This is a genomic window from Alphaproteobacteria bacterium (genome assembly GCA_016870095.1).
GTDB lineage: Bacteria > Pseudomonadota > Alphaproteobacteria > Paracaedibacterales > VGCI01 > VGCI01.
Map to the genome: position 1 here is coordinate 198,389 of VGCI01000001.1, position 23,628 is coordinate 222,016.

The 23,628-nt window shown below is 40.9% G+C and carries 19 protein-coding genes and 1 other RNA gene; 10 read left to right on the forward strand and 10 right to left on the reverse strand.

Going from position 1 to position 23,628, the window contains the following annotated elements; all coding sequences use genetic code 11:
• Positions 1-630: a dTMP kinase gene (locus FJX03_00925; GenBank protein MBM3632258.1), complete on the forward strand. Its 630-nt coding sequence runs from the start codon at positions 1-3 to the stop codon at positions 628-630.
• Positions 631-641: 11 nt separating this feature from the next.
• On the opposite strand, the gene FJX03_00930 is transcribed toward FJX03_00925, so the two are convergent.
• From FJX03_00930 to FJX03_00945, 4 genes are all read right to left on the reverse strand, one after another.
• Positions 642-2,201, reverse strand: coding sequence for an MFS transporter (locus FJX03_00930; protein MBM3632259.1), 1,560 nt, complete (start codon positions 2,199-2,201; stop codon positions 642-644).
• Between the two features lie 203 nt (positions 2,202-2,404).
• Positions 2,405-2,959: a hypothetical protein gene (locus tag FJX03_00935; protein MBM3632260.1), complete on the reverse strand. Its 555-nt coding sequence runs from the start codon at positions 2,957-2,959 to the stop codon at positions 2,405-2,407.
• 97 nt (positions 2,960-3,056) lie between these two features.
• Complete coding sequence (locus tag FJX03_00940; protein MBM3632261.1) at positions 3,057-4,973, reverse strand: ABC transporter substrate-binding protein; 1,917 nt, start codon at positions 4,971-4,973, stop codon at positions 3,057-3,059.
• The gene (locus FJX03_00945; protein ID MBM3632262.1) at positions 4,970-5,539 is read right to left on the reverse strand and encodes a cytochrome c family protein; all 570 of its coding nucleotides are present in this window, start codon (positions 5,537-5,539) and stop codon (positions 4,970-4,972) included. The genes FJX03_00940 and FJX03_00945 overlap by 4 nt, the downstream gene beginning before the upstream one ends.
• A 166-nt stretch (positions 5,540-5,705) precedes the next feature.
• Here FJX03_00945 and FJX03_00950 point away from each other — a divergent pair, with 166 nt between their 5' ends.
• Complete coding sequence (locus tag FJX03_00950) at positions 5,706-6,473, forward strand: 3-deoxy-manno-octulosonate cytidylyltransferase (GenBank protein ID MBM3632263.1); 768 nt, start codon at positions 5,706-5,708, stop codon at positions 6,471-6,473.
• A gap of 93 nt (positions 6,474-6,566) precedes the next feature.
• Here the strand turns inward: FJX03_00950 and FJX03_00955 are convergent, their stop codons facing one another.
• A complete protein-coding gene (locus FJX03_00955; protein ID MBM3632264.1) occupies positions 6,567-7,235 on the reverse strand; it encodes a hypothetical protein in 669 nt (222 codons plus the stop codon).
• A gap of 229 nt (positions 7,236-7,464) precedes the next feature.
• On the opposite strand from FJX03_00955, the gene ffs reads away from it, so the two are divergent.
• From ffs to FJX03_00975, 4 genes are all read left to right on the forward strand, one after another.
• Positions 7,465-7,562, forward strand: an RNA gene (gene ffs, locus FJX03_00960) — signal recognition particle sRNA small type.
• Between the two features lie 44 nt (positions 7,563-7,606).
• Complete coding sequence (locus FJX03_00965) at positions 7,607-9,313, forward strand: DNA polymerase III subunit gamma/tau (GenBank protein MBM3632265.1); 1,707 nt, start codon at positions 7,607-7,609, stop codon at positions 9,311-9,313.
• Between the two features lie 15 nt (positions 9,314-9,328).
• Positions 9,329-9,652, forward strand: coding sequence for a YbaB/EbfC family nucleoid-associated protein (locus FJX03_00970; GenBank protein MBM3632266.1), 324 nt, complete (start codon positions 9,329-9,331; stop codon positions 9,650-9,652).
• A gap of 178 nt (positions 9,653-9,830) precedes the next feature.
• Complete coding sequence (locus FJX03_00975) at positions 9,831-11,471, forward strand: hypothetical protein (GenBank protein ID MBM3632267.1); 1,641 nt, start codon at positions 9,831-9,833, stop codon at positions 11,469-11,471.
• An 18-nt stretch (positions 11,472-11,489) separates the two neighbouring features.
• Here the strand turns inward: FJX03_00975 and FJX03_00980 are convergent, their stop codons facing one another.
• A complete protein-coding gene (locus tag FJX03_00980) occupies positions 11,490-14,138 on the reverse strand; it encodes a valine--tRNA ligase (GenBank protein MBM3632268.1) in 2,649 nt (882 codons plus the stop codon).
• 62 nt (positions 14,139-14,200) lie between these two features.
• Positions 14,201-15,160: an RluA family pseudouridine synthase gene (locus FJX03_00985; GenBank protein MBM3632269.1), complete on the reverse strand. Its 960-nt coding sequence runs from the start codon at positions 15,158-15,160 to the stop codon at positions 14,201-14,203.
• A 273-nt stretch (positions 15,161-15,433) separates the two neighbouring features.
• On the opposite strand from FJX03_00985, the gene FJX03_00990 reads away from it, so the two are divergent.
• The 3 genes from FJX03_00990 to FJX03_01000 all read left to right on the forward strand — a co-directional run bounded on the left by FJX03_00990 (position 15,434) and on the right by FJX03_01000 (position 19,324).
• Complete coding sequence (locus FJX03_00990; protein MBM3632270.1) at positions 15,434-16,090, forward strand: hypothetical protein; 657 nt, start codon at positions 15,434-15,436, stop codon at positions 16,088-16,090.
• A 281-nt stretch (positions 16,091-16,371) separates the two neighbouring features.
• Complete coding sequence (locus FJX03_00995; protein ID MBM3632271.1) at positions 16,372-18,192, forward strand: DEAD/DEAH box helicase; 1,821 nt, start codon at positions 16,372-16,374, stop codon at positions 18,190-18,192.
• A 157-nt stretch (positions 18,193-18,349) separates the two neighbouring features.
• Positions 18,350-19,324, forward strand: coding sequence for a hypothetical protein (locus tag FJX03_01000; GenBank protein ID MBM3632272.1), 975 nt, complete (start codon positions 18,350-18,352; stop codon positions 19,322-19,324).
• A gap of 39 nt (positions 19,325-19,363) precedes the next feature.
• Here the strand turns inward: FJX03_01000 and FJX03_01005 are convergent, their stop codons facing one another.
• Positions 19,364-20,236 (reverse strand): 50S ribosomal protein L11 methyltransferase, encoded by an 873-nt coding sequence (locus tag FJX03_01005; protein ID MBM3632273.1) that lies wholly within the window; start codon positions 20,234-20,236, stop codon positions 19,364-19,366.
• Positions 20,237-20,340: 104 nt separating this feature from the next.
• Between FJX03_01005 and FJX03_01010 the strand changes: the two genes are divergently transcribed.
• Positions 20,341-20,754, forward strand: coding sequence for a hypothetical protein (locus FJX03_01010; protein ID MBM3632274.1), 414 nt, complete (start codon positions 20,341-20,343; stop codon positions 20,752-20,754).
• Positions 20,755-20,777: 23 nt separating this feature from the next.
• Here FJX03_01010 and FJX03_01015 read toward each other — a convergent pair whose 3' ends face one another.
• A complete protein-coding gene (locus FJX03_01015) occupies positions 20,778-21,161 on the reverse strand; it encodes a hypothetical protein (GenBank protein MBM3632275.1) in 384 nt (127 codons plus the stop codon).
• Positions 21,162-21,306: 145 nt separating this feature from the next.
• A complete protein-coding gene (locus FJX03_01020; GenBank protein MBM3632276.1) occupies positions 21,307-23,454 on the reverse strand; it encodes a DNA helicase II in 2,148 nt (715 codons plus the stop codon).
• Positions 23,455-23,628: the final 174 nt, after the last annotated feature.

Here is a 23,628-nt window from a genome sequence, read left to right on the forward strand (position 1 = left end):
ATGAAAAAGACTGCAGGAAAGTTTATCACCTTCGAAGGGGGTGAAGGGACAGGGAAGTCAACCCAGACTGTATTATTGGCTGATTATTTGAATGATCAAGGTCATAAAGTACTTTTAACCCGGGAACCGGGAGGGAGTGATGGGGCCGAACTCATTCGCGCTTTGTTGGTTTCTGGCGACATTGGTCGGTGGTCACCCATGACGGAAGTTCTTTTGCTTTATGCGGCTCGAGCTGAACACTGGAATAGTGTTATTGAACCGGCTTTAAAACGAGGAGAATGGGTTATCTGCGATCGATTCGCGGATTCAACTTTAGCCTACCAAGGATATGGTCATGGTGTTGATCGCGTATTCATCAATAAGCTGTATGCTTCGGTTATTGGTACCGAACAGCCTGATTGGACCTTTGTCTTTGATTTGGATCCAGAGATTGGTGTACAGCGAGCTTTAAAACGTCATACAAGCGAGAATCGTTTTGAGCATATGGATATGCAATTTCATAATCGTGTTCGTGCGGGATTTCTAAAAATTGCCCATCAGAACACACAGCGTTGCCGTATTATTGACGCCACGCAATCTGTCTATGCAATCCATAAAGAAATCGCGAGCGTTGTCACTAAAGAGCCTTAAGTATTTTGATCTCAAATAATAACAGCTGCAGAAGGGGCGTTATCGTTTGTATACGCAAAATTTTTCAAGAAAATACTTACAGCTATTGCACTGAGGCCAGCACCAATCCAAAGCGTTATGCTAAAACCATGCAGAAAAGCGCTGTCAATTAACGTCAAAAGTTCAGGTATCTGTTCTGCGGGAAATTGCTTTAATTGCTCAGGGGTATGTTCAACTTTACTAATGATATTAATGAGAGCTTGTTGCTTTTCTGGAGTTATAGAAGTTCCTGCCTGCGCTATAAGTTCAATAAGTTTTGGTCTTCCAAACATGACAAGAAAACTAGTCGAGGCGATGACACTGATGGCATTTCCCAATGTCATGGCCATGGTAAAAATAGCGGAGCCAGTGTTTATTTCTGCAGGATTTAAGGTTTTGAACATTGCTGTATTGAGGGAAGGAAAGCCAATCCCCAATCCTAAACCAGCGAGCAACAATCCTCCACATACCATTGTTGTTGAGCTAGCAGCGTCTAACTGACCCAAGACAATCAAGGAAAGTATAGTTAGACAAATCCCCACAGAAATGGGAATGCGAATATCCATATGGTCTGCCAATTTCCCTCCGATAGGGGATAAGATACCGACGGCCAACGTCATGGCTAGGAAATATATGCCTGTCGAACTGCTGGTTAATTTAAGTGTATTTTGTAGATATAACGCCATCATGACCAGGACAAGGGAAAAGGAGTATGCAACAAGAAGTCCTGTTATGACTGTTCCCATAAAAGGCTTATTTTGCAAAAGGTTTCGCGGTAAAATTTGAAATTTTTGAAAGCGATCCCGATAGGCAAAAAAGATTAAGGAGCAAGCCCCCCCAACACCGAAGGCAATTAGGGTAGGGTCTTTCAGCCCCCAGACTTCGATCTGATTTAAGGCAAAGACAAAAGAACCTAGGCCAAATGTTAATAATAAGACATTTAACCAATCAATTTTTATTGGGCTTTTTTGTTTTGGTTCTGACTTGGCATAAATTAATAGAACCACAATAACCATTAATCCTAAGGGAATATTGACATAAAAAAGCCACCGCCATCCAATTTCTTTGATGATCCATCCCGCGAGAGAAGGGCCAATAGCGAGCCCTAAACCTGCGGATCCCCCTATAAATCCCATGGCCATACCTTGCTTTTTGGTAGGTACAGATGTGAAAATCAATCCATAGGCAGGAGATGAAAAAATCGCGGCACCCAAACCTTGAATCAGGCGTCCACCAATGAGCACATAGACATCATTGCCCACAGCAGTAATCAAGGAACCCAACATAAATATTGCGACGCCAAGATTAAGGGAAAATTTCTTACCATAAATGTCTGCAAACCGTCCTGCAGGAACAACAAGAGCAGCCCAGATAAGGACATATCCGCTTAATAACCATTGCAGTATGTTCAAATCGCCATCAATTTCTTCCGCAATAGGGACTAAGGCAAGATTCACAGCTGTATAATCAATATTCATTAAGAAAATTAAAAGACCGATTGTAAACAACATAATCCAAGAATGAAAATTAAGAGAAGGAGCAGAGCTCGTCATCGAAAACAACCTATGTTATTTAGAAAAAAGTTAATCTAAAATTCACCAATTTTTAAAAGATTAGTAAAATAAATATCGATAATCAAGACTTAATGTTTGTTAGTAAAAAAGATAGATAAGCTGTGGAAGTTATGTCCTAGAAACAAAAAAAGCCACTTCTTAGGTTTAAGAAATGGCTTTTTCATGAAAAATGGCTAAATAATTTACGGATGGGCTTGAACAGAAGTGAAGCAGAAAAATTTGCGCCCCGTATCATTCTTACGGCTAAGCAAATTTCTACTGTTCCAAGCTGTTGCTTCTCTTTTTTGAATCCGACCGTCGGGTGTTGTCACATCATAGCGGATATGGTGTGCTTTTCCATATGGTGCTTTACGCAATGCTTGGATAAGCATATTTACAAAGGGACGCCCGTTGGCATCTGTTGCTGTCATAGCATCTTTACCAATTTTCATTGGTTCGGGAGGATAAACTGCCCATGTTCCGTCAACAACACAGCCAACAAATGTATTGTCATCAGAGGATTTAATCACTGTGGCTATATCGGCTCTCTGATTAACTTGTAATCCTTTGCTGCTGTCCGTGTTTCCTGTTCCCCCAATATCTTGTCCATTGAGTATCTTAAAGGTATCTGCACCATACAGAGTAAAAAGATCTCTTACTTTTTCCATACGTGTATTGGGATCCATAACCGCTGCAAAAGCAATGCTAACCGTTAAAACAGTTGCACAAACTGCTTTAACTATTTTTTTGTTTATCATGATAGTATCTCCTTTTTTAAAAATAACGAACTTTTGTATGGTAGTCTCAATTTTTCTTAAAAACAAATAAAATTATAGATCAATTTTCATTTCGTGCTCATGAAAACCATTGTTTTATTTGCCCCCAAAATGAGGGGTTTGCCTCTCTAACGGATTCTTTTGTTTGTGATCGTCGTTGCAGCTTGGCGTCTTTATCCTTGTCAAACCACCAGCTGGTAATATCTAGGCCATGATATTTCGGGATAATCGTCGGCCGAGAAAAGCGATTCCAATAAGCTACACGAATGGTATGGCTATGCCAGGCCGGAATCATATAGTAATTCCATAACAGAACACGATCGAGAGATTTGGCTGTATTGGTTAACGTTAAATATGTTTTGGCATTGATAAGCTGCTCAATGAGTTGATCGACAACCGGATTCTTAATGCCAGATAGATTGCGAGTGCCGGGTGTATCCATGCGTTCAGAGCCAAAATAATCGCGCTGTTCATTTCCAAGAGAAGGACTTTGTCCAATACCATTGTAAATCATGTCAAAATCTAAATTATCAACTCGTAACTGATAAGCAGCCGTATCTATATTACGAACTTTAATGGTTATGCCAACACGTTTTAAACTCAATGCATAATTAAGCATTATTTTTTCAAGCGCTTTGTCAAAAATAAGAATCTCAAATGTTAAAGGCTTACCTGTTTTTGTATTGGTCATCATCGCATCTTTAACTTCATAACCTGCTTCTTTTAAAAGATTTTGAGCTTGTTCTTGAAGATCACGATAATCCTGCTCATTTTTGGGGGCTGGTAAGGTAAACGGTTGCGTCAAGATTTCAACGGGTATTTGACCCTGGAAGGGTTGGAGAATTGCCTTTTCATCTTCGGAAGGAAGGCCTTTGGCTTCATAATCTGAATTGGGATAATAACTTAAATTTCTTTCATATTGTCCGTAAAACAAGTGTTTGTTTATCCACGGAAAATCAAAAAGAATTGTCAGGGCTTTCCGGACACGAATATCTGAAAATACAGACCGACGAGTATTAAAAATTAGTCCAACAGTACCACCAGATAATGAATGTTCTAACTCTTCTTTCTTGACAAATCCTTTTTGATAAGCGGGAAAAGTGTAGGCAGTGGCCCAATTTTTAGCTATACTTTCTTGACGAAAATCGCATTGACCTGATTTAAAACCTTCAAATAAGGCATTATTTTCCAGGTAGTAGTCTGTTCGTATTTTATCAAAATTATGGCGACCTTTTTGACTCGGGAGATTGGCGCCCCACCAGTTTTTTACCCGCTTAATTGTAAAGAAGTGACCTGCGGATAATGTATCAATTTCATAAGGCCCAGAGGAAGGACCCGCTTTTAAAGTGGTTTCATCAAATGGTTGGGTTTCATAAAATTTTTTCGAGAGAATAGGTAACTGGCCCAGAATAAGGGGTAATTCACGATTTGTGGTTGTATTGAAAGCAAACTTAATTGTTAGATTGTCTAATTTTTCAACTTTCGAGATGTTTTTGTAATAGGTACGGTACATCGGGGGGCCTTTTTTACGCAATGTTTCAAAAACCCAAATGACATCGTCCGCTGTGACGGGCGATTCATCATTAAATTTTGCCTTTGGATTGAGTCGAAAAATTACATAAGAATTATCCGGAGCGACTTCTACGGACTCTGCTGCGTAGCCATATGATTCTCCCGCTCTATCATAGGCTTCTTCTAAAAGCGTTGCGGTGGTCAACCCCATAAACATCGGTGCTACGCCCTTAACAATATAAGGATTTAAACTGTCAAAACTTCCCATGCTGCCAATTCGAAATGTTCCTGCTTTGGGTGCGTCTGGATTTGTGTAATCGAAGTGAGAAAAATCCTTCGGGTATTTAAGATTCCCAAATGTAGAAAAACCGTGGGTAGCCGCTTGTATGGTTTTGGCGTCTGGATTTTCGGCTAATGTGTTTTGCGTAACTATCCAAATCAAACAAATAATTCGCAAGACTAAAGTCATAAGTATACCCTTCATTTAGGTGATGTATTGTTTGGCGCTGATTTTGGAAGAGGGATAGGGGTGTCACTTAAGGTATGTAAATAAGCGATGACATCAGCACGCTCTTGCGCATCTTTAAGGCCAACGAAGGACATTTTTGTCGCTTGAACAAACGCTCGTGGTTTATGGAGGAGAATGTTAAGATTTTCGTCATCCCATTCTCCACCCTTATCTTTAAACCCTGAAGAGTAAGCAAAGTCAGCCACATGAGCAATTTTTGCTCCAATAATTCCCCAGAGATTAGGTCCTGTTCTATTTGCGCCCCCTTTTTCAAAGGTATGACATTGGGTACATTTTTTAGATATGGCTTGTCCGCGTTCTACGCTAGCAGATGCCAAAAGAGGGGTTATGGGTTTTAAGGTCTCTTCTTCCGTAGGGTTTCCACTGGAGGTGGACGGGGCTTCAATTCCCTCAATAATGAAAACAGGTTTTTTAAGGGATGTTGGATTAACCAAATAATCAGACAAAAGACTACCGACCATGCCGATTAAAAGGGCGACCAGAACACTGGCGGTAATTTTATTAAATTCGAAACTGTCCATTTCTTAAAAGTGACTCTTGCGCAGTGTGATTCATTTATTACTATTATAAAACCAAACAGGGCCTTCTGCGAACCCTCTAATTGTAGGGAGACGTAAAGATTTTTAACGTGCTTTTTTTAATGATTTGTGGCACTAACAAAGAGTGTTCCCCTGACGAAAAGAGGCTATTAGCATGGTAAATCCTATTATTATAATTCCGTCTCGTTTAGCTTCGCAGCGATTGCCCAATAAACCTTTATTGGATATTGGGGGAGAGCCAATGGTTGTTCGAGTGTGGCGTTGCGGTATGAATGCGGGAATAGGCCCGGTCTTTGTTGCTTGCTGTGGTCCTGAAATAGAAAAAGTAATTACACAAGCTGGTGGGCAAGCCGTGATTACAGATCCGGATTTGCCGAAGGGATCAGATCGCATACATGCAGCCCTAAAAGAAATTGAGACTCAAAACTCTAACGAAGAGTATGATGTTATAATTAATTTACAGGGAGATTTACCAATTATTAGCGCTTCTCTAATCAAACAGGTGTTGGCGCCTTTGTCTAATCCTGCAGTGGATATCGCAACCCTTGCTGCACCTATTTTAGATGCAGAAGTTTTAAAAAATGTTAACGTCGTCAAGGTTGCTATTGCTGCTTCTCAAAAAACAAGTTCGGGGGAAAAAATTGGCAGAGCTTTATATTTTTCCCGTAGTCCCATTCCTTCAGGGGGTCAAGAACACTATCATCATATTGGAATCTATGCGTATCGCCGACCAGCTCTTGAGGCATTTATTAAGTTGCCAGTATCGCCTTTAGAAACAGCTGAACAATTAGAACAATTGCGAGCCTTGGAAGCGGGTATGCGCATTGATGTATCAATTGTTTCGGAAGTTCCGCCCAGTGTGGATACTAGAGAAGACTTAACCTACGTTCGGCATATTTTAACCGGCGAGCTCTAAAAACTTAAGTTCATAAAAAACCCCCCTCAATAGGAGGGGGGAAAAGTGAATTCATACGTATTCGTATGATTTGCAATTTATATCTTTTAAGTTCTACTTCGTCATAACGGCTTTTGGATGTTTTTCTTCGGATTTATTGACAATCGGTTTGCTACCATCTTCTGAATAGCTGTGTTGAAGTTCAGCATCAAGAGCTTCTTGCTTTTTTTTCGCATCTGCCATTTCTTTGTCTTTCTGTTTTTGATCCATCATTTTTTGCCAGTCTGAAACTTTTGTCTTGGGGGTAACGGGATCGTGCGTTACTTTTCCAGGAGTTGGTTTTGAGTGAGGGGCAGCGGCAGGTTTGACAACTGGGGCCGTAGCAGGTTTTACAGCAGGTTTTGCAGCTGGTGCAACTTTTTCTGCGGTATGAGGAGCAGCTGGTTTTTGGACTTTTTCGGATTGATTGACAACCTTGCCAGGAAAGGTTTTGTGAACGCCCTCAAGTGTTTTATGTTTTTCTTCTGCAAGTTTCCTTTCTTTAGCTTCTTTTTCTTCTTTCATTTTTTCTTCCCAGTTAAGAAGCTTATTTTGGTCCTTTTTGTTGGGAGCTGCGACAACAGCCATTTTGCCGTCAACTGTTTTGCTGACATAATGGTCACTTTCTTCTTTGCTCATCTTTGAATCAGGATTTGAGTCAACTAGGGTTTCAGCAAAGGAAGTGCTAACCATAAAACTCATGACAGCGGCACAAATAATAGAAAAATGGGTCTTCTTTAACATGAAATCCTCCTAAAAAAAATTGATAGAAATAACGTACTTCAAATTTCCATATAGTTTTCTGGGTAGAAAAATCAATGGATTTGAAGGAAAATATTGCAAATTTCCTGTATATTATTTAATAAATTTCTTTACTATTTTTTTATATTTTTCGTGTACAGAAATTAGCAAAATCGTTTTTCATGAAACTTTTCTTAAAGACATCCTTCACCTGGTTTGCTATAGTTTTTGCGGGAGACCGGCCTTAGACGCTTTCCTTGCTAACCTGGTCAGATCCGGAAGGAAGCAGCCATAACGAGTTCTAGGCGGGTTAGGGTTTGGTCTCCCACTGAATGATATAATGCGACCCTATTGAAAGATGAATGACGAAGTCGATGACACAGCCCCAGTCAACACTACCTTCACAAATGCCCTATCGTGTTCTCGCACGTCAATATCGCCCTCAAAAATTATCTGAGTTGGTTGGCCAAGATCTTCTTGTAAAAACCCTTGCGCAAGGAATTGAGCGTAATCGTTTGCCGCATGCTTTTCTCCTCCATGGCATTCGGGGGGTGGGAAAAACAACAACCGCCCGCATCCTGGCTAAAGCCTTAAATTGTTTGGGTGCTAATGGACAGGGTGGCCCAACTCCGGATCCGTGTGGAGTCTGCGACTCTTGCGTAGCTATTATAGAGGACCGACATCTTGATGTATTGGAAATGGATGCAGCCAGCCGTACCGGCGTCGATGATGTCCGTGAAGTTATTGAAGCCGCTCGGTATAAGGCTGTAACGGGCCGCTATAAAATTTATATAATTGACGAAGTCCATATGCTTTCCAAAAGTGCATTTAATGCACTTTTAAAGACATTGGAAGAACCACCTCCCCACGTAAAGTTTATATTTGCGACCACAGAAATTCGTAAAGTTCCTGAAACGGTAATGTCTCGTTGTATGCGTTTTGATTTAAATCGAATTGCCCCTAAAGTCCTTTTTGATCATTTCTCATCTATTATGACACAAGAAAATTTGACCGTAGAAGAAGAAGCATTATCTTTGATTGTACGGGCGGCCGATGGCTCAGCTCGAGATGGTTTATCCTTACTTGATCAAGCAATTGCATTATCTGAAGGTGTCATAACAACTTCAACTGTCCGGGATATGTTAGGGCTTGTGGATCGCGGTCTCATTTTTTCTCTTCTAAAGTTCCTTTTACAAGGGCAAATCGGCGAATCTTTAAGTCAAGTTCGTGAGCTATATCGACGAGGGGGGGATCCCGTTGTCCTGGTCGAAGATCTTCTTGATCTTGTCTACTGGTTGACGTGTTTAAAGACAGCTCCTCATTTACAGCAAGATGTCACCTGGCCGGAAAGTGATAGACGTCAAGGAATAGAAATTGTTCAAAATATTTCTTTGCCAGCCTTAATGCGAATTTGGCAAGTTTTACATAAAGGTTATGAAGAAGTCGTTCGCTCCCCCATGACAGCTCAGGCTGCAGAGATGGTTTTGGTTCGTGTTGGATATCTTAGTGATTTACCACAAGCAGATGAACTTTTAGCTGCTCTTCAAGGTGTATCGCGTACCATGCCAGCTGCCTCTCCATCTCAATCTCATTCACCGGTGTCATCTTTTCAACACGTTACGAACTCAGCCATTCCAAATTTGGTACCACCAATGGCGTCCGAGAAAGTGACTCTGATTGCGGAAGAATCACCTACAGGGCTAGATGCCCCAACAACCTCATCTTTGCCACCAATTCCTCCCACCTTCTCCGGTCTCCTTGAAATGTTACAAGCAGCTAAAGAGCCCATTTTATATAGTAATACTCTTCAAGATATTCATTTAGTATCTTATGCACCGGGATCTTTGACGATTCGCTTGGCGGAAACAGCATCAAAAACATTACCTAATCAATTGCGTCAAGTCTTGGAAAAGATGACGGGACAAGCCTGGATTGTCGATGTTGTTTTAGAGGGAGGCGAACCTACAATGGCTCAGCAACAAAAATCTGCCCACGAAGCACAAGTTAAGATAAGTCAGGATCACCCTCTCGTTCAGTCATTGATCGAGACTTTTCCAGGTGCCACCATAACAGCAAAATAGAAAGAGGATAATACCATGAAAAATATTAATCAAATGATGAAACAGGCTCAACAATTACAAGAAAAAATGGCTGAGATGCAAGAGCGCATGAATCAAGTTGAAATGACAGGCACATCGGGGGGAGGTATGGTCAAAGTGACCGTGAATGGTAAAAGTGAATTAAAGGGAATTTCTATTGATCCTTCTTTGCTGGATCCAAAAGATGTTGAAGTGTTGGAAGATTTGATTATCGCTGCTTTCAATGAAGCCAAGATAAAAATTGAAACACATGTGGCCGAAGAAATGGGTAAAATTACAGGGGGATTGGGTTTGCCTGCAGGAATGAAATTACCTTTTTGAGGTTTTCCTTCCCCTTATAATAAAGTCATCTAGGGAAATGGAAAGAGTTTTAAATTTTTTTTCTGTTAAGCTCTTCTTCTTAAAAATTATATATTCTTCATCATTTAATGAAACATTAATATTTTTACATTCATAATACTTATTATATTATGAAATTAATGGACGTTGGAAAAATTGTATGATTAAGAATTTATCCACTTTGGCACTTATCGTAGGGTTTACCAGTCAATCTCTAGCATCACAACCCCAAGTTCCATTTCAACCCAATCCTCGTCCTCAAACTGCACCGATAAGTAAAGGGAATGTGGCACCAGCTATTCCGAACAGAAATCTATCGACAGGGGGAAGACAAAATTTGTCATCTGCACCAATAAACAGTGGACGTCTTCTTCCTTCACCGCCAATAAATGCCTTAATTCAACCCGGCGAACTTCCGGGGGAAATAGATGAAACAATAAAAGATCGAATTTGCCGAAAAGTTCCTACAAGAGCTCTTCGAATACTTTCTATTGATGGGGGGGGAGTGCGGGGCATTATTCCAAGTCTTGTCGTGCAAGAGATTGAAAAAGTGCTTGAATTGCCTATTAGTATTATCATGGATGCTTTCGGGGGTACATCGGTTGGCGGTATACTTTCTTTAACGTATACAAAGCCGAAAGCCATGAGAGATGGAGTTCAGATTGGATTAGAAGCTGCTTATACTGCCGACGAGATTGTGGATCTAAGCTCTAGTATTTCCAAAGCAATATTTGAATCTGGAAAGAGTGTTGTGAATTTAGTGCAGAAGGGTGCTTTTTATGAGAAGGGTCCCTTAATTAATGTTTTGGCTAAATATTTTGGTGATACAAAAATTTCTCAAACTTTAAAACCAGTCTACATAACCGCTTTTGATTTGAATAGTGAAAGTACTTTTATTATTTCTACCACCCTAGCAAAATATGGTCTAAAGAGAAACGAAACACGCAAAGATGCAAATAGAATGCCATTGAGCACCGAAGGTTCTGATCCTAAGATTAGCCTTCCAAGTAATATTCAGAAAAAAGAATGGCCTTTCGATCTTAGTTATATTGATGCAGCAAGGGCTACCAGTGCGGCACCACTCTATTTCCCCGTACAACCTCTCGTAATAGATGCTGACTCAAAAACTAAAATGCAATTGGTGGATGGGGGAGTGGGGAACAATAATCCTGTTAACACGGTTGTTCGCGAAATAGATAAAGCATATTGTACTCCTCCCGCAATTAAAGTTCTTTCTTTGGGTACAGGTGTAGCGAATCAATACTATGGAGATAAAGATTTTCAAGTGCAGGGTGGCCCTTTACGCATGCTCGCGCCCACCATCACAGGTTTGTTTAGAGTTCAAGAAGAAAACGCCAATGATTCCTTAAAAGATAAAGTTTCTATTAGAAACGATCTTCTAGCCGTGAAGGATAAAGCTTTTATCAGAAACGAACTCTCACCCTTAAAAAGTGAATACTATCGATTTCAAGTTTACTTGGAAAGAGGTCTGGATAAGCTTGATGATGCAAGTCCAAGAATGCTTAAACTGTTAGAAGCTAAAGGTAAGGAAATCATTAGTAGCGCAAATTTTAAGAGGTATTTAATTGCCCTGCAGCAAGATTTGTGCAACGAGGGCGTATATTGTGCTCGTGAAAAATTGGCTCGGAAAGAAGGATTACATAAAAAAATGTGTCCTACGTCACGTGTGGCTTGTGTTATCAACCCAATAAACACAAACCCGACAATAACACCGCAAAAAAGAAATTCTTTGCCGACAGTTAATTCCATCCGACCATCTTCAAGGACCGGAATAAATTAGATATTTTAAAACTATATTTTAGCTGCGCAACCGCAATAAAGCTTCTTCAATTTTTGCTTTGCGTACGCCAAAGGCTTCCACCCGGTCTTGCATTTCTTCAATAATTTCAGGTTTAGCTTTTTCCATAAAGTCAGTATTAGATAGCCTGTTATGGCAGCTTGAGATTTCTGCGGTGACTTTTTTAAATTCGTCCTCAAGTCGTTTGATCTCCATTGGGACATCAATGGAGCCGCCCAATGGCAAAATAACGGGGGTATTACCGGCCAGAAATTGCACAGCTTCTTTTATGATTCCTGGTTTTTCTGGGAAGACACTTATTGTTTCGACGCGTCCCAACCTCATTAGAATGGCTTCATGTCGTGTCAGACGAGCTTGAATTTCTGGGGTTACTTCATAAACATGCAAAGGGAGTAGAGATCCGGGAGGAATATTGAACTCTGCACGGCGTGATCGAATACCATCAATGACCTGAACAATCCAATTCATTTCTTGAGCAGCAGATAAATCGATTATTTCAGAGTTTGTCTCGGGCCAAGGTTGAAGAATGAGTAATCCCTGACGCGCATTTGTGAACTCTTTCCAAAGAATTTCGGTCATAAATGGAATAAAGGGGTGGGCAATTTTTAAAATTTCCACGAGGGCCCAAGCAGCTGTCTGGCGAGCCTCTGTAGCTAAGATTTCGTCCTTGAAAATGGGTTTGAGGAATTCGAGATAATAATCGCAATAAATTCCCCAAACAAATTGATAAACATGATTTGATGCATCGTCAAATCGATAGGCGTCCAAAGCAAGTGTTACCCGTTTAGCGAGGGCTATGGTTTCCCCAACCATCCATTGATTGATTGTATGTTGACATAATTTTGGATCAAAGTTTTCATCGAATACACAGTCATTCATTTGTAAAAAACGAGCGGCATTCCATATTTTTGTCATGAAATTTCGGCCACTCTCAATACGGGCCTCACCCAGCTTTAAGTCTCGTCCGGGAACGGCCAGAGAGGCTAAAGTAAAGCGCAAAGCATCAGTCCCATACTTATCCATATATGCTAAGGGGTTTATAACATTTCCTTTTGTCTTAGACATTTTCGAGCCTTTTTCATCTCGAACCATTCCGTGAATGTAAACCGTTTTAAAAGGCACTTCCTTTGTAAAGTGTAGGCCCATCATCATCATCCTTGCGACCCAAAAAAAGATAATATCAAAGCCAGTGTCTAAAACATCTGTTGGATAATAGCGTTGCAGTTCTGGTGTATTTTCTGGCCATCCTAATGTTGAAAAAGGCCATAGAGCAGATGAGAACCAGGTATCCAAAACATCTGTGTCACGGGTTAATACTGTAGCGTTTCCATAATGGGAATCTGCAGCTGTCTGGGCTTGCTCTTCTGTTTCTTCCACAAAAGTATGCCCATCGGGTCCGTACCAAACGGGTACCTGGTGTCCCCACCAAATTTGACGAGAAATACACCAAGGTTGAATGTTGCGTAACCATTCAAAATAAGTGGCAGCACTATGGTCGGGTAAAAATTTTGTGCGCCCTTCTTCTACGGCTTTAATAGCAGGTATAGCTAAAGTTTTTGCATCAACAAACCATTGATCGGTTAACCAAGGTTGAATCTGAATACCGGATTTTTCTCCATAGGGAACAGCATGCACATTGGGTTCTACTTTTTCTAAAAGCTCGGCAACTTCTAAATCAGCAAGAACTTTCGCGCGGGCGGTTTCAATACTTAAACCTTGGTACACCGGGGGTACGGACTCATTAAGATGAGCACTCTTATCGAAGATATTAATTAAAGGCAGATTATGACGCTGACCGACTTCAAAGTCATTAAAATCGTGACCTGGTGTAATTTTAACAGCGCCACTGCCTTTTTCAGGGTCACAATATTCATCTCCGATAAGGGGAATGGTTCGGTCTGTGAGGGGCAAATGAAGGTTTTTTCCAATAAGATGTTTATATCGCTCATCATCGGGATGAACGGCAACAGCAACATCTCCCAATAGGGTTTCAGGGCGTGTGGTTGCAACAATAATAAATTGGTCAGAATTATCCACAAGTGGATAGCGAATATACCACAAATTTCCTTTGGTTTCTTGAGAAATAACTTCTAGATCGGATACCGCTGTTTGAAGTTTGGGATCCCAATTAACAAGTCGCTTATCTTTGTAGATGAGCCCCTCTTTGTAGAGAGATACGAAAACTTTTAGAACTGCGCGACTTAAGCCTTCATCAAGTGTAAAACGCTGGCGTTTCCAGTCGGGAGAGATTCCCAAACGTCGTTGTTGGCTGACAATCATATCTCCCGATTCTTTTTTCCATTCCCAAATTTTTTCAATAAAAGTTTCCCGCCCCAAATCTTGACGGCTAATTCCTTGTTCAGCAAGTTGACGCTCGACAACAAATTGAGTCGCAATGCCGGCATGATCTGTTCCCGGTTGCCAAAGAACATCAAATCCTTGCATGCGTTTAAAACGAATAAGAATATCTTGAATGGTATAAGTTAGGGCGTGACCCACATGCAAACTTCCCGTTACGTTTGGGGGAGGCATCATAATTGTATAGGGTTTTTTTTGAGATGAAGGGTTGCATGCAAAAGCTCCAGACGCTTCCCATGCTTCGTATATTTCTCCTTCTTGGGATTGGGGATCAAATAATTTCTCAAGCATAAATATATCTCTTTATTGTAGCATAATGATTTCCCATCAATAGCGGATTTTGAGGGAAAAGGCTATAACAACGACGCTAGATATTCTAAGTCAGGGGGCAAGGGAATATTAAAGGTCATAAATTCTCCAGTTGTTGGGTGAATCAATCTGAGTTCAAATGCATGAAGAGCTTGTCTAGGAAACGCAAGAATTTCGGGTGCAAATGATTTCTTTGCCCATTTGGGGATGCGACTATAGACGGGATCCCCAATCAAGGAATGATTGATATGGGCCATATGAACACGAATTTGATGAGTTCGCCCGGTTTCTAAGTCACACCGAATCAGAGAGATGCTTTGCGATACATCGTCTTTTGCAAAATAGCGTTTGAGAACCTGATAATGAGTTAGAGCCGATTTCCCTCCGCTGGTTACAACGGCCATTTTTTGCCGGTTTTGTGGACTGCGGCCAATATCCCCTTCAATTACTCCTTCTTTCGGTTGGGGAATCCCCCACACAAAGGCCCAATATGAGCGACTTAAGGTACGTTTGGCAAATTGGGCACTTAGACCCTGATGGGTTTTGTCATTTTTTGCCACAACCATCAACCCACTCGTTTCTTTGTCGAGTCGGTGAACAATACCGGGGCGACGAACGCCTCCAATACCGGATAAGCTTTCTTTACAATGGGCCAAAAGGGCATTTACAAGGGTCGAGTTGCGGTGGCCGGGTGCAGGGTGAACGACCATTCCGGCAGGTTTATTCAAAATTAACAAATCAGTATCTTCATAAACAATGTCGAGCGGTATATTTTCAGCTTGAGGAAAAGCATTAACAGCCGGGGGAATTGTAAGGGTATAAATTTCCCCTTCTCGTATCATGCGCGAAGCGGATGTGATAATTTCGCCACTACAACGGAGTCGAGAATCATCCATTAGAGCTTTAATGCGTGTGCGGGTAAGTTGGGTTAGGTGCGTTGTTAAAAACTTATCTAGTCTTTGTTTTTTTTCACCTTTTTCAACTTTAATGGTGATAATTTCCACTCAATTATTCCTATTTACGATTTGTTGTTTTAAAGCACTCTTCTTTTATGTACGCATCTTCTGTCAAAAAATCCAGAAAACGTTTGTAGAACTTTAGTTGCATTTTTTGTAAAAATTTGTCTAGAATGGCACTCGTATCTCGCAATAAATGTGCAAAAACATTCAACCTATGATTGTAAAAAGTTTGTGATTTTACGGGAGTTGAAGGGTAGATTCGGTTAGTGATAATCTGAACCCTTGAGTGAAAGAACTATAATTAAGAAAGGATAAAAAATGAATCGTACTATTTTAGCTTCTCTGACATCTGTTGCTTTAAGCTTTGCTGCAGGATCAAATATATTGGCTAATCCTGCTGCGCCAACAGAACCCCCTCATGCTGATCAACAGGCGCCACAAGTAGAAAAATTGGCAACTGAAAAATTATCTCCAGAAGTATTGAAAGCGTGTGAAGAAAAACTTGCAAAAATTAAAGAAGCCGGAAATTCTTTGCCGACAGAGAAAAAGGTTGAGTTTGATAGCAGCCTAAAACATGCTGCAATTGAAATTGAGGATTTAAATAATCCAGCTCATAAAGACTCGAAAAAGCATCTTCATGCTTTTAATGGGCATATTAAATTTGCTGAAAAAATTCTCCATCAGCAAGAAATTTTGCAAGCAAAAGCAAAGAAAGAAGAAGAACGTCAAGCAAAAGCCCAAGAACGTAAAGTAAGGGCTGAAGAACGCAAAGCAAAAGCTGAAGCGCGCGCAGCTGCACGTGAACAAGCACGCAAGGCCAAGAAAGATGCACCCAAAATAGAAAAAAAGCTATTGGATGACAGCAAGGCCCCGCAAGACCGAAGAATAAGACAAGATCAAGCCGATAATGGAAGATCTGAAGGAGCCAGCACTCAAGAGCCGGGAACAGAAGCTAGAAAGCCCCTGAACTCATAAAGCTCACAATTGATGATCATACGGGGGGCCCATTTATAAGGGCTTCTCGTAATGCCCCTATTTCTTATCGAGTATTTCCTTGACTTTTCTAAAATAAACTGTATGGTCAGTCCTATATGGCAGAATTCATAAATTCTCAAAAGTGTATTTGATTTCATTACAAGTTTTCATTTTACTATAGATTTATAACTTAATTATTTTTTATTGATCTTCATTGAGTCAAAAAGATGAAACAACATCTGCCGACTATAATATTTCCAAAATGATTTGGAGATATAAAAATGAATAATATAAAGGATAATACTACTATGTCTATAGTTCCAAATCAGCAATCTAATTCTGATCTCACTACTCAACCCACTTTAAAAATAAATCCAGACCTTTTTCAAAATTCACCCATTAAAAGTTTCGATTCATTCTCTTTTCCCGAAAGCCTTGTGTTTGCCTTGAAAGATATGGGCATTTCATGCCCAACTCCCATTCAAGCGGCTACAATAGCTTTGGCAGTTGAAGGACAAGATGTTATGGCATCTGCACAAACGGGAACAGGAAAAACACTGGCTTATACGCTTCCCCTAATGGTGCGTCTTCTGGCATCTCCCCAGAGTAATGCCCTTGTCTTAGCGCCTACACGAGAATTGGCAGCACAGGTTCGGGATATTTTGCGGCAACTTTTGGGAAGGCGCCCGGCTTTCAACATGGCTTTACTGATAGGGGGCGAATCCATGGGAAAACAATTTGCCCAGTTAAAAGGTCGTCCTCGCATTATTGTAGGCACCCCGGGTCGTATATGTGATCATTTGACTCGAGGAAGTTTGAGTTTAAAGCATACAGGATTTTTGGTAATCGATGAAGCAGATCGAATGCTGGATATGGGCTTTAGCATTCAACTTGACCGCATAGCTGAGTATCTCCCCAATCAAAGACAAACATTGATGTTTTCAGCGACGGTTCCTTCCAATATTTTAAAATTGTCTCAGAAATATTTGCAAGATCCTGCATGTATATGTGTTGATTCTCCAACGAAAGCAGCTCCAAATATCAAACAAGAAATTGTTCGAACGACACAAGGGGAAAAATTCCCTAACTTGATGCGCGAATTAAATGAGCGTGAGGGATCTGTTATCATATTTGTAAAAACAAAGCGGGGTGCAGATCAATTGGCTGATAAGCTTCGTCGTCAAGATTTAAGCGCCGATTCTATTCATGGAGATTTAAAGCAGCGCCAACGAGACAGGGCAATTTTACAATTTAGAAACAGTAAAACGCGAATTATGGTTGCGACTGATGTTGCGGCTCGTGGCTTGGATATTCCGCATATTCGTCATGTCATTAATTATGATTTACCTCAATGTCCGGAGGATTATATCCATCGTATTGGAAGAACGGCTCGGGCAGGTTCAGAAGGTAATGCTTTGTGTTTAATTTGCCCTGATGATAATGCAAAATGGAATGCGATTAACCGATTAATGAATCCAGGTGCACCTAAAGAACCAACAGGTCCGGGAAACGGACGTTTCCAAGGTAGGCCGAGTAAAGGACGTTCTTCGGGAAAATTTGAGAGTAGGGGGGCTGGCAATGGGCGCCCTGATTTTCCTCGCAAAAAACAATCTTCTAGTGATACCTTTGGTCAATCTTGGGGAAAGCCAAGGCAAGAAAATTCCGATAATTCGCAAGGGAAACCTCTGGGAAAATCATTTGGGAACTCTCCAAAGAAATCTTCTGGTAAACCGTGGGACCGTCCAAGACAAGATGCTACAGGTGAGTCTCAAGGAAAACCATGGGACCGCCCAAGACGGGATGCTGCAGGTGAGTCTCAAGGAAAACCGTGGGACCGTCCAAGACGGGATGCTACAGGTGAGTCTCAAGGAAAACCATGGGACCGTCCAAGACGAGGAGTTTCAGGTGATTCTCAAAGCTCATCATTAGGTAAACCGCAGAGTAAATCCTGGGGGAAGCCTCGGCGTGAATCTTCCGCTCAACAACCATTTCAACAAGGTGCTCACCCCTCAGCTCAGCCTTGGGGAAAAAGCAAACCTTCCGGATTTAATCCTAATGGTCCTAAAAAAAGTCCACCTAAGAGATTTTCAAGAGGTTCATAAGTCGAACTTCTTGGTTTAGGTTGTTTAAAGTAATTCTTTGGGGTTGAGTGTTAAGCTTGCACCAAAGGATTGACTTTAAAAGGACTTACGCCTTGACCCCCTTTGAATCAGAAAATATATTTAAGATAATTGAAAACTCTTGAACCAGGGAGGTAATGTGAAAAAAATATATCATTACTTTCTATTCCTTTTGTTCGCAACAACTGGAGTTGCTGCAGAAAAATTACTTCCCGATGACTCTTCTGATAACCGCCAACAGCCTGGTGGGGATCAATCTGTAGCCGATCCTAAAAAGTCACTTTTGGGTTCCTCTCAAATTGTTACAAAATCCGAAGAGCAAAGGGTTGGATCGGAACAAGCCCGGGAAAATTTACTCCGAAGTCTTGATCTTACAACCAACACTCCAACTCTTGCAGATGCACCAATCGATATATTTTATCAAGAAAGAGGACTTGTCAGAATGGCATTTCTTAATTCGGGATATTATATGAAAAAAGCTTCCGGTGCGGTTGCAAGTTGTATTACTTTTGTGAGAGCGTGTGTACCTCTTTCTTTTATGCAAGCGGCATCAGTAACTGCGGCTAGTTCCTATGCAGAAATGATTGTTCGAGGGGATTCTGAAAATTTTCCTGATATCTCACTTGCTGATTTATTGGCAGTTTTTCAAAGTGATCCGGATCGAACGACGTTTAAACAATATTCTTTAAATCAAAGAACTTTTTCTTTTACCTCACAAGGATTTAATGGCATTAATACGGGTTATCAGGGACGCGCTATTATTAAGGATTTTGCTTTCGGGCAGCGATTGGTTCGCGCTGGGGATGAAAGCAAAGTTCTCGATAGTTATACGGAGGAAAAGGGTAGAACCCGACTTAATGCACTTATCACTTTGGAAGAACATATAACACTTTTAGAATGGCTAGGGAAACGTTTTGTCTTTAATGATTTGATTTATTTAAGAAAATTGGGGAAGCCTTATAAGGATGTTTTTGGGAATACCTGTATTTTATATGAACTTGCTGCAGATCCACAAGGGCTCATTATTGAAGTGATGCGTAAACAAGACAAGGAATATGATCAATTAGTTGCTCTGTGGCAAGAACGTTGGAGCTACCAACATAGTCAGAAATAAAAGTTTCAAAGTTTTTATAAAGCACTTTATAAAAATTTATCACTCTGTTTTTTCTAATAATAAAGCTACCCAATCATTAAGAGTCCTTAAGCTATGTAAACGAAGACCATAAGTCCGATAAGCATTCACAACCTCTTCCCGATCACGATTAAGTAACCCAGATAAAATCACCAGGCCTTTAGGAGCCAAGGATTGTGATAATTCTTTCGCCATACTAATGAGGGGAGCGGCCAAAATATTCGCAGTAATAAGATCATAAGGAGCTCTGCTATACACATTTGGGTTCTCAAAACCCTCACTTAGCAATCCCTGGAAAAGGGGAGCACAGTGATTGAGGGCCGCGTTGTGGGTGGCAACGCGAATGCATTCTGGATCATTATCTGCAGCAAGAACGTTAACATTCCACGTTTTGGCCATGGCAATGGCTAGAATTCCTGATCCACATCCCATATCAAGAGGCTTTTGAAATGTTCGACCCTCCGTTGCCAAATCATCCAAAGTAAGCAAACATCCCGTAGTTGTTTCATGTTCCCCAGATCCAAAAGCTGTGGCTGCATTAATTTCGAGTGTGACAGAGTCTTGAGGAGGTTTTGGAGTTGTATGGCTACCATAAACATAATAGCGCCCAATTTGTTGAGGGGGGAAACTCCGCCACGTAGCTTCTAACCAATCTGTATCAGGTATCTTTTCAATACTTAAGGATGGAAGTGAAATATGGAGTTTTTGACAAATAGGAGATAAGAGGCTCAGGAAGTCTTGAGGTTGAGGTTCCTTTGTCATAATTGCTTCAATGATCCATAAATCAGCGTCTTTGGTTTCAAACCAGGAAACGGCAGAAACATGGTCTTCCAAGGAGCTGCCTAGGTCTGCGGCATGGGAGGGTTGGGCGTGAAAAAAAATTCTCCAAAACATTTGCGTTTCTCCGGGGGGATGAAAGGGGAAAATTGGACTTAACAGTTTATTAATTTTTCTAACCTTACACTATTTTTATAACTTGATAAATATGGAGAAGCATTATGAAAAAAGTCACGTTGTTGCTTGCACTAACTACTTTGTTCTCTAAGTTGGCTATGGCTGATGAGCCCATTAAGAATTCCGCTGCTTTTGAAAAGGATTTGACAGGGAATAAAAAAGAAACGACACCGGCTCAGGAGAAATCTCAAAATTCAAATAAGGAAGAGGGAAAAGAAGCAACCCAGCTTAAACTAGCTGACTTGATGAAACAGCAAGAAAAAATCACGAATGAAATGGTCGAGCTCAATGGTAAAATCGCGGCTCTAGAAGAGTCTACAGACTCTGAAAAAGATAGTAAAATCAGAGAATTGGATGATTCTCTCAATAAGTTAATGAGCCAAGGGTCTAAAGTGCAAGTAAAAATTGATAAACTTCATACGCCAGCATCAGAAGATACCAAAGCTGCAAAAAAATGAGTTCAGAGAAAGACTAGAGATTTCTAAGGTCGAATTTCGATAGGCGTTCCAACAGGAGTAGAGTGATAGATCTCCTCGATTTCTGCATTTGAGACAGCGATACAACCCCTTGTCCAGTCAAAAAATGCATGCATTTTACCCAGCCAACTGAAGCCTTTACCAACACCATGAATCATAAGGTCACCTCCACAAGCCATTTTTTTGGCGAAAGCATATTGAGTGTCATTTTTGTTCGGATAAGAAATTTTTAAAGATAAATAAAATTTGCTTTTATTATTCTTGGAAATAATTTTATAAAATCCTTCGGGTGTTTTGTTGTCTCCTTCTTGATGTTTGGGGCCAATGGGTTGAGCGCCCAAAGCAATTTGATAACTTTTAATGGCTAGATTATCATGGAATATTGTCATCTTCCTCTGATGCTTTTCTACCAAAATATAAGTTATAGTTGGTAAGGTATGTTCTAAGGGATGGTTTTGTATAAAGGAAAATCCTATAGAGAAGGCTAATAATAAACAGCCAAAGCTGAATATAATTTTTTTGATATTTGACGTTTTATTCTTTTTCAACAAAATCAGCCATAACTTTTTTAAGACCCGCAGCGTCAAATTCTATTTCGAGTTGATCTCCATTCACGCTGATGATGCGGCCATAACCAAATTTCTGATGAAAAATGCGATCTTGCGGTCGGTGTGCATGGTGGGCACGCAAAGGAACATCAGAAAATTCAGCGTCAATAAAAGCCTTTGTAGGGGTAGGGCGAGAAGGATATGCTGGGATAGACATTTCATTTCCATTTGCTTGAATAAGGGTAATATGAGCGGCGGGAAGTTCCTTAATAAAGCGAGAAGGAAGCATATGTTGCCATCCCTGATAGGTGCGCCTATTGAGTGCAAAGGTAATGATCGCTTTGCGTTGCGCTCGCGTGATGCCAACATAAGCTAATCGTCGTTCTTCTTCCAGTCCTTCTTGACCCTTTTCGTCTAATGATCGAGAGTGGGGGAAAAGGCCTTCTTCCCAACCAGAGAGAAACACAGTATCAAATTCTAATCCTTTAGCCGCATGAAGAGTCATAATAGTAATCATATCGGCTTGATCTTTTTTTGTTGTGTCCATAACGAGGCTGACGTGTTCTAAAAATCCACCTAGAGTGTCAAATTCCTCCATGGCACGCACCAATTCTTTCAAGTTTTCAAGTCTTCCCGCTGCATCGGGTGATTTATCATCTCGCCACATCCGTGTATAACCGGATTCATCCAAGACCATTTTAGCTATGGTGACATGGTGGTCATTTTGTAACCCGTGTCGCCAGCGATCGAGATCGAGAAAAAAGGTTCGCAAAGCTGTGCGAGCGCCGCCACGGATAGCATCAGTTTCACATAAAATTCGGGCGGCTTGTGGTAAGGAAATAGCATTTTCACGTGCATAGGTATGCATATATTGCAAAGTGGTTGCGCCAATGCCACGCCGGGGTGTGTTAATGATGCGTTCAAAGGCAAGGCCATCATCAGGTTGGCTAATAAGACGCATATATGCCATCGCATCTCGGATTTCTTGGCGTTCATAAAATCGCAATCCCCCAATCACTTTATAAGGAATTCCTAAAGTCAAAAAGCGGTCTTCAAACTCACGTGTTTGATAGCCCGCGCGCACAAGGACAGCCATTTTACTTAACAATATTCCTTGGCGTTGCGCTGCTTCAACTTCATCGCCAATAAAGCGCGCTTCGTCTTCAGAATCCCACGTGCCTCGAATCAGGACTTTTTCGCCCCCATCAAGTTCTGTCCATAATGTTTTACCAAGTCGGCCTAAATTCTTTTCGATAAGGCCGGAGGCCGCACCTAAAATATGAGTGGTGGAACGATAGTTTTGCTCAAGGCGGACAATAGTGGCACCCGGAAAGTCTTTTTCGAACCGCAAGATGTTGCCAATTTCAGCTCCACGCCATCCATAAATAGATTGATCATCATCCCCAACACAACAAATGTTGTTGTGGCCTTGGGCAAGGAGGCGTAGCCACAAGTATTGGGCGACGTTTGTATCTTGATATTCATCCACCATGATGTAATGGAACTGATCTTGATAAGATTTCAAAATCTCGTGGTGATCTTGAAAAAGTTGTATGCAGTATAAAAGAAGATCGCCAAAATCTACAGCATTAAGAGTTTTTAAGCGGTCTTGATAAAGACTATAGATTCGATCGATCCAATTTCGAGGTGGGATTTGATCAAGTTTTTGACAGAATTCAACTCGATCTTTCTTCGAACTGATAACGGATATGACCATTCGAGGAGGATTCTTTCCCTCATCGATGCCTTCCGCTTGAAGAATTTGCTTAATTAATCTTTGTTGGTCATCTGTGTCTAGAATAGTGAAATTTGGTTTTAAGCCAACTACTTCAGCATGACGACGTAAGATTCGCACGGCAATCGCATGAAAGGTTCCCAGCCATAACCCTTCTGTGGGTTGGTTGAGTAATGCACCCACACGGTCGCGCATTTCTGTTGCGGCTTTATTGGTGAAAGTGACGGCAAGAATTTGTGAGGGATAGGCCAGCCCACAGGCTAAAATATGTGCCATACGAGTTGTGAGAACGCGCGTCTTACCCGTACCTGCCCCAGCCAAAATAAGTACGGGTCCATTAATGGATTCAACAGCAGCTCTTTGCTCGTTATTTAAAGCGTCAAGATAACTGGGTGTCATGGGGTAGGGTATGGCAACAGAGTGAGACACAATCGTAATTTTGCTTCCAATTAAGATATCTTGACCATAGATAGCAGGGTTAAGAGGGTAACTGCAACAGCGTTCATATCAATAGAGGTGCCTAATAAATTTAAGAAAGAATTGTAAAAAATATACTTTTAAAAATTTTGTCTA

Coding starts and splice junctions, on each gene's coding strand:
- FJX03_00925 (MBM3632258.1), top strand. CDS start 1: ATGAAAAAGACTGCAGGAAAGTTTATCACCTTCGAAGGGGGTGAAGGG.
- FJX03_00930 (MBM3632259.1), bottom strand. CDS start 2,201: ATGACGAGCTCTGCTCCTTCTCTTAATTTTCATTCTTGGATTATGTTG.
- FJX03_00935 (MBM3632260.1), bottom strand. CDS start 2,959: ATGATAAACAAAAAAATAGTTAAAGCAGTTTGTGCAACTGTTTTAACG.
- FJX03_00940 (MBM3632261.1), bottom strand. CDS start 4,973: ATGAAGGGTATACTTATGACTTTAGTCTTGCGAATTATTTGTTTGATT.
- FJX03_00945 (MBM3632262.1), bottom strand. CDS start 5,539: ATGGACAGTTTCGAATTTAATAAAATTACCGCCAGTGTTCTGGTCGCC.
- FJX03_00955 (MBM3632264.1), bottom strand. CDS start 7,235: ATGTTAAAGAAGACCCATTTTTCTATTATTTGTGCCGCTGTCATGAGT.
- FJX03_00965 (MBM3632265.1), top strand. CDS start 7,607: ATGACACAGCCCCAGTCAACACTACCTTCACAAATGCCCTATCGTGTT.
- FJX03_00970 (MBM3632266.1), top strand. CDS start 9,329: ATGAAAAATATTAATCAAATGATGAAACAGGCTCAACAATTACAAGAA.
- FJX03_00975 (MBM3632267.1), top strand. CDS start 9,831: ATGATTAAGAATTTATCCACTTTGGCACTTATCGTAGGGTTTACCAGT.
- FJX03_00980 (MBM3632268.1), bottom strand. CDS start 14,138: ATGCTTGAGAAATTATTTGATCCCCAATCCCAAGAAGGAGAAATATAC.
- FJX03_00990 (MBM3632270.1), top strand. CDS start 15,434: ATGAATCGTACTATTTTAGCTTCTCTGACATCTGTTGCTTTAAGCTTT.
- FJX03_00995 (MBM3632271.1), top strand. CDS start 16,372: ATGAATAATATAAAGGATAATACTACTATGTCTATAGTTCCAAATCAG.
- FJX03_01005 (MBM3632273.1), bottom strand. CDS start 20,236: ATGTTTTGGAGAATTTTTTTTCACGCCCAACCCTCCCATGCCGCAGAC.
- FJX03_01010 (MBM3632274.1), top strand. CDS start 20,341: ATGAAAAAAGTCACGTTGTTGCTTGCACTAACTACTTTGTTCTCTAAG.
- FJX03_01015 (MBM3632275.1), bottom strand. CDS start 21,161: ATGACAATATTCCATGATAATCTAGCCATTAAAAGTTATCAAATTGCT.
- FJX03_01020 (MBM3632276.1), bottom strand. CDS start 23,454: ATGACACCCAGTTATCTTGACGCTTTAAATAACGAGCAAAGAGCTGCT.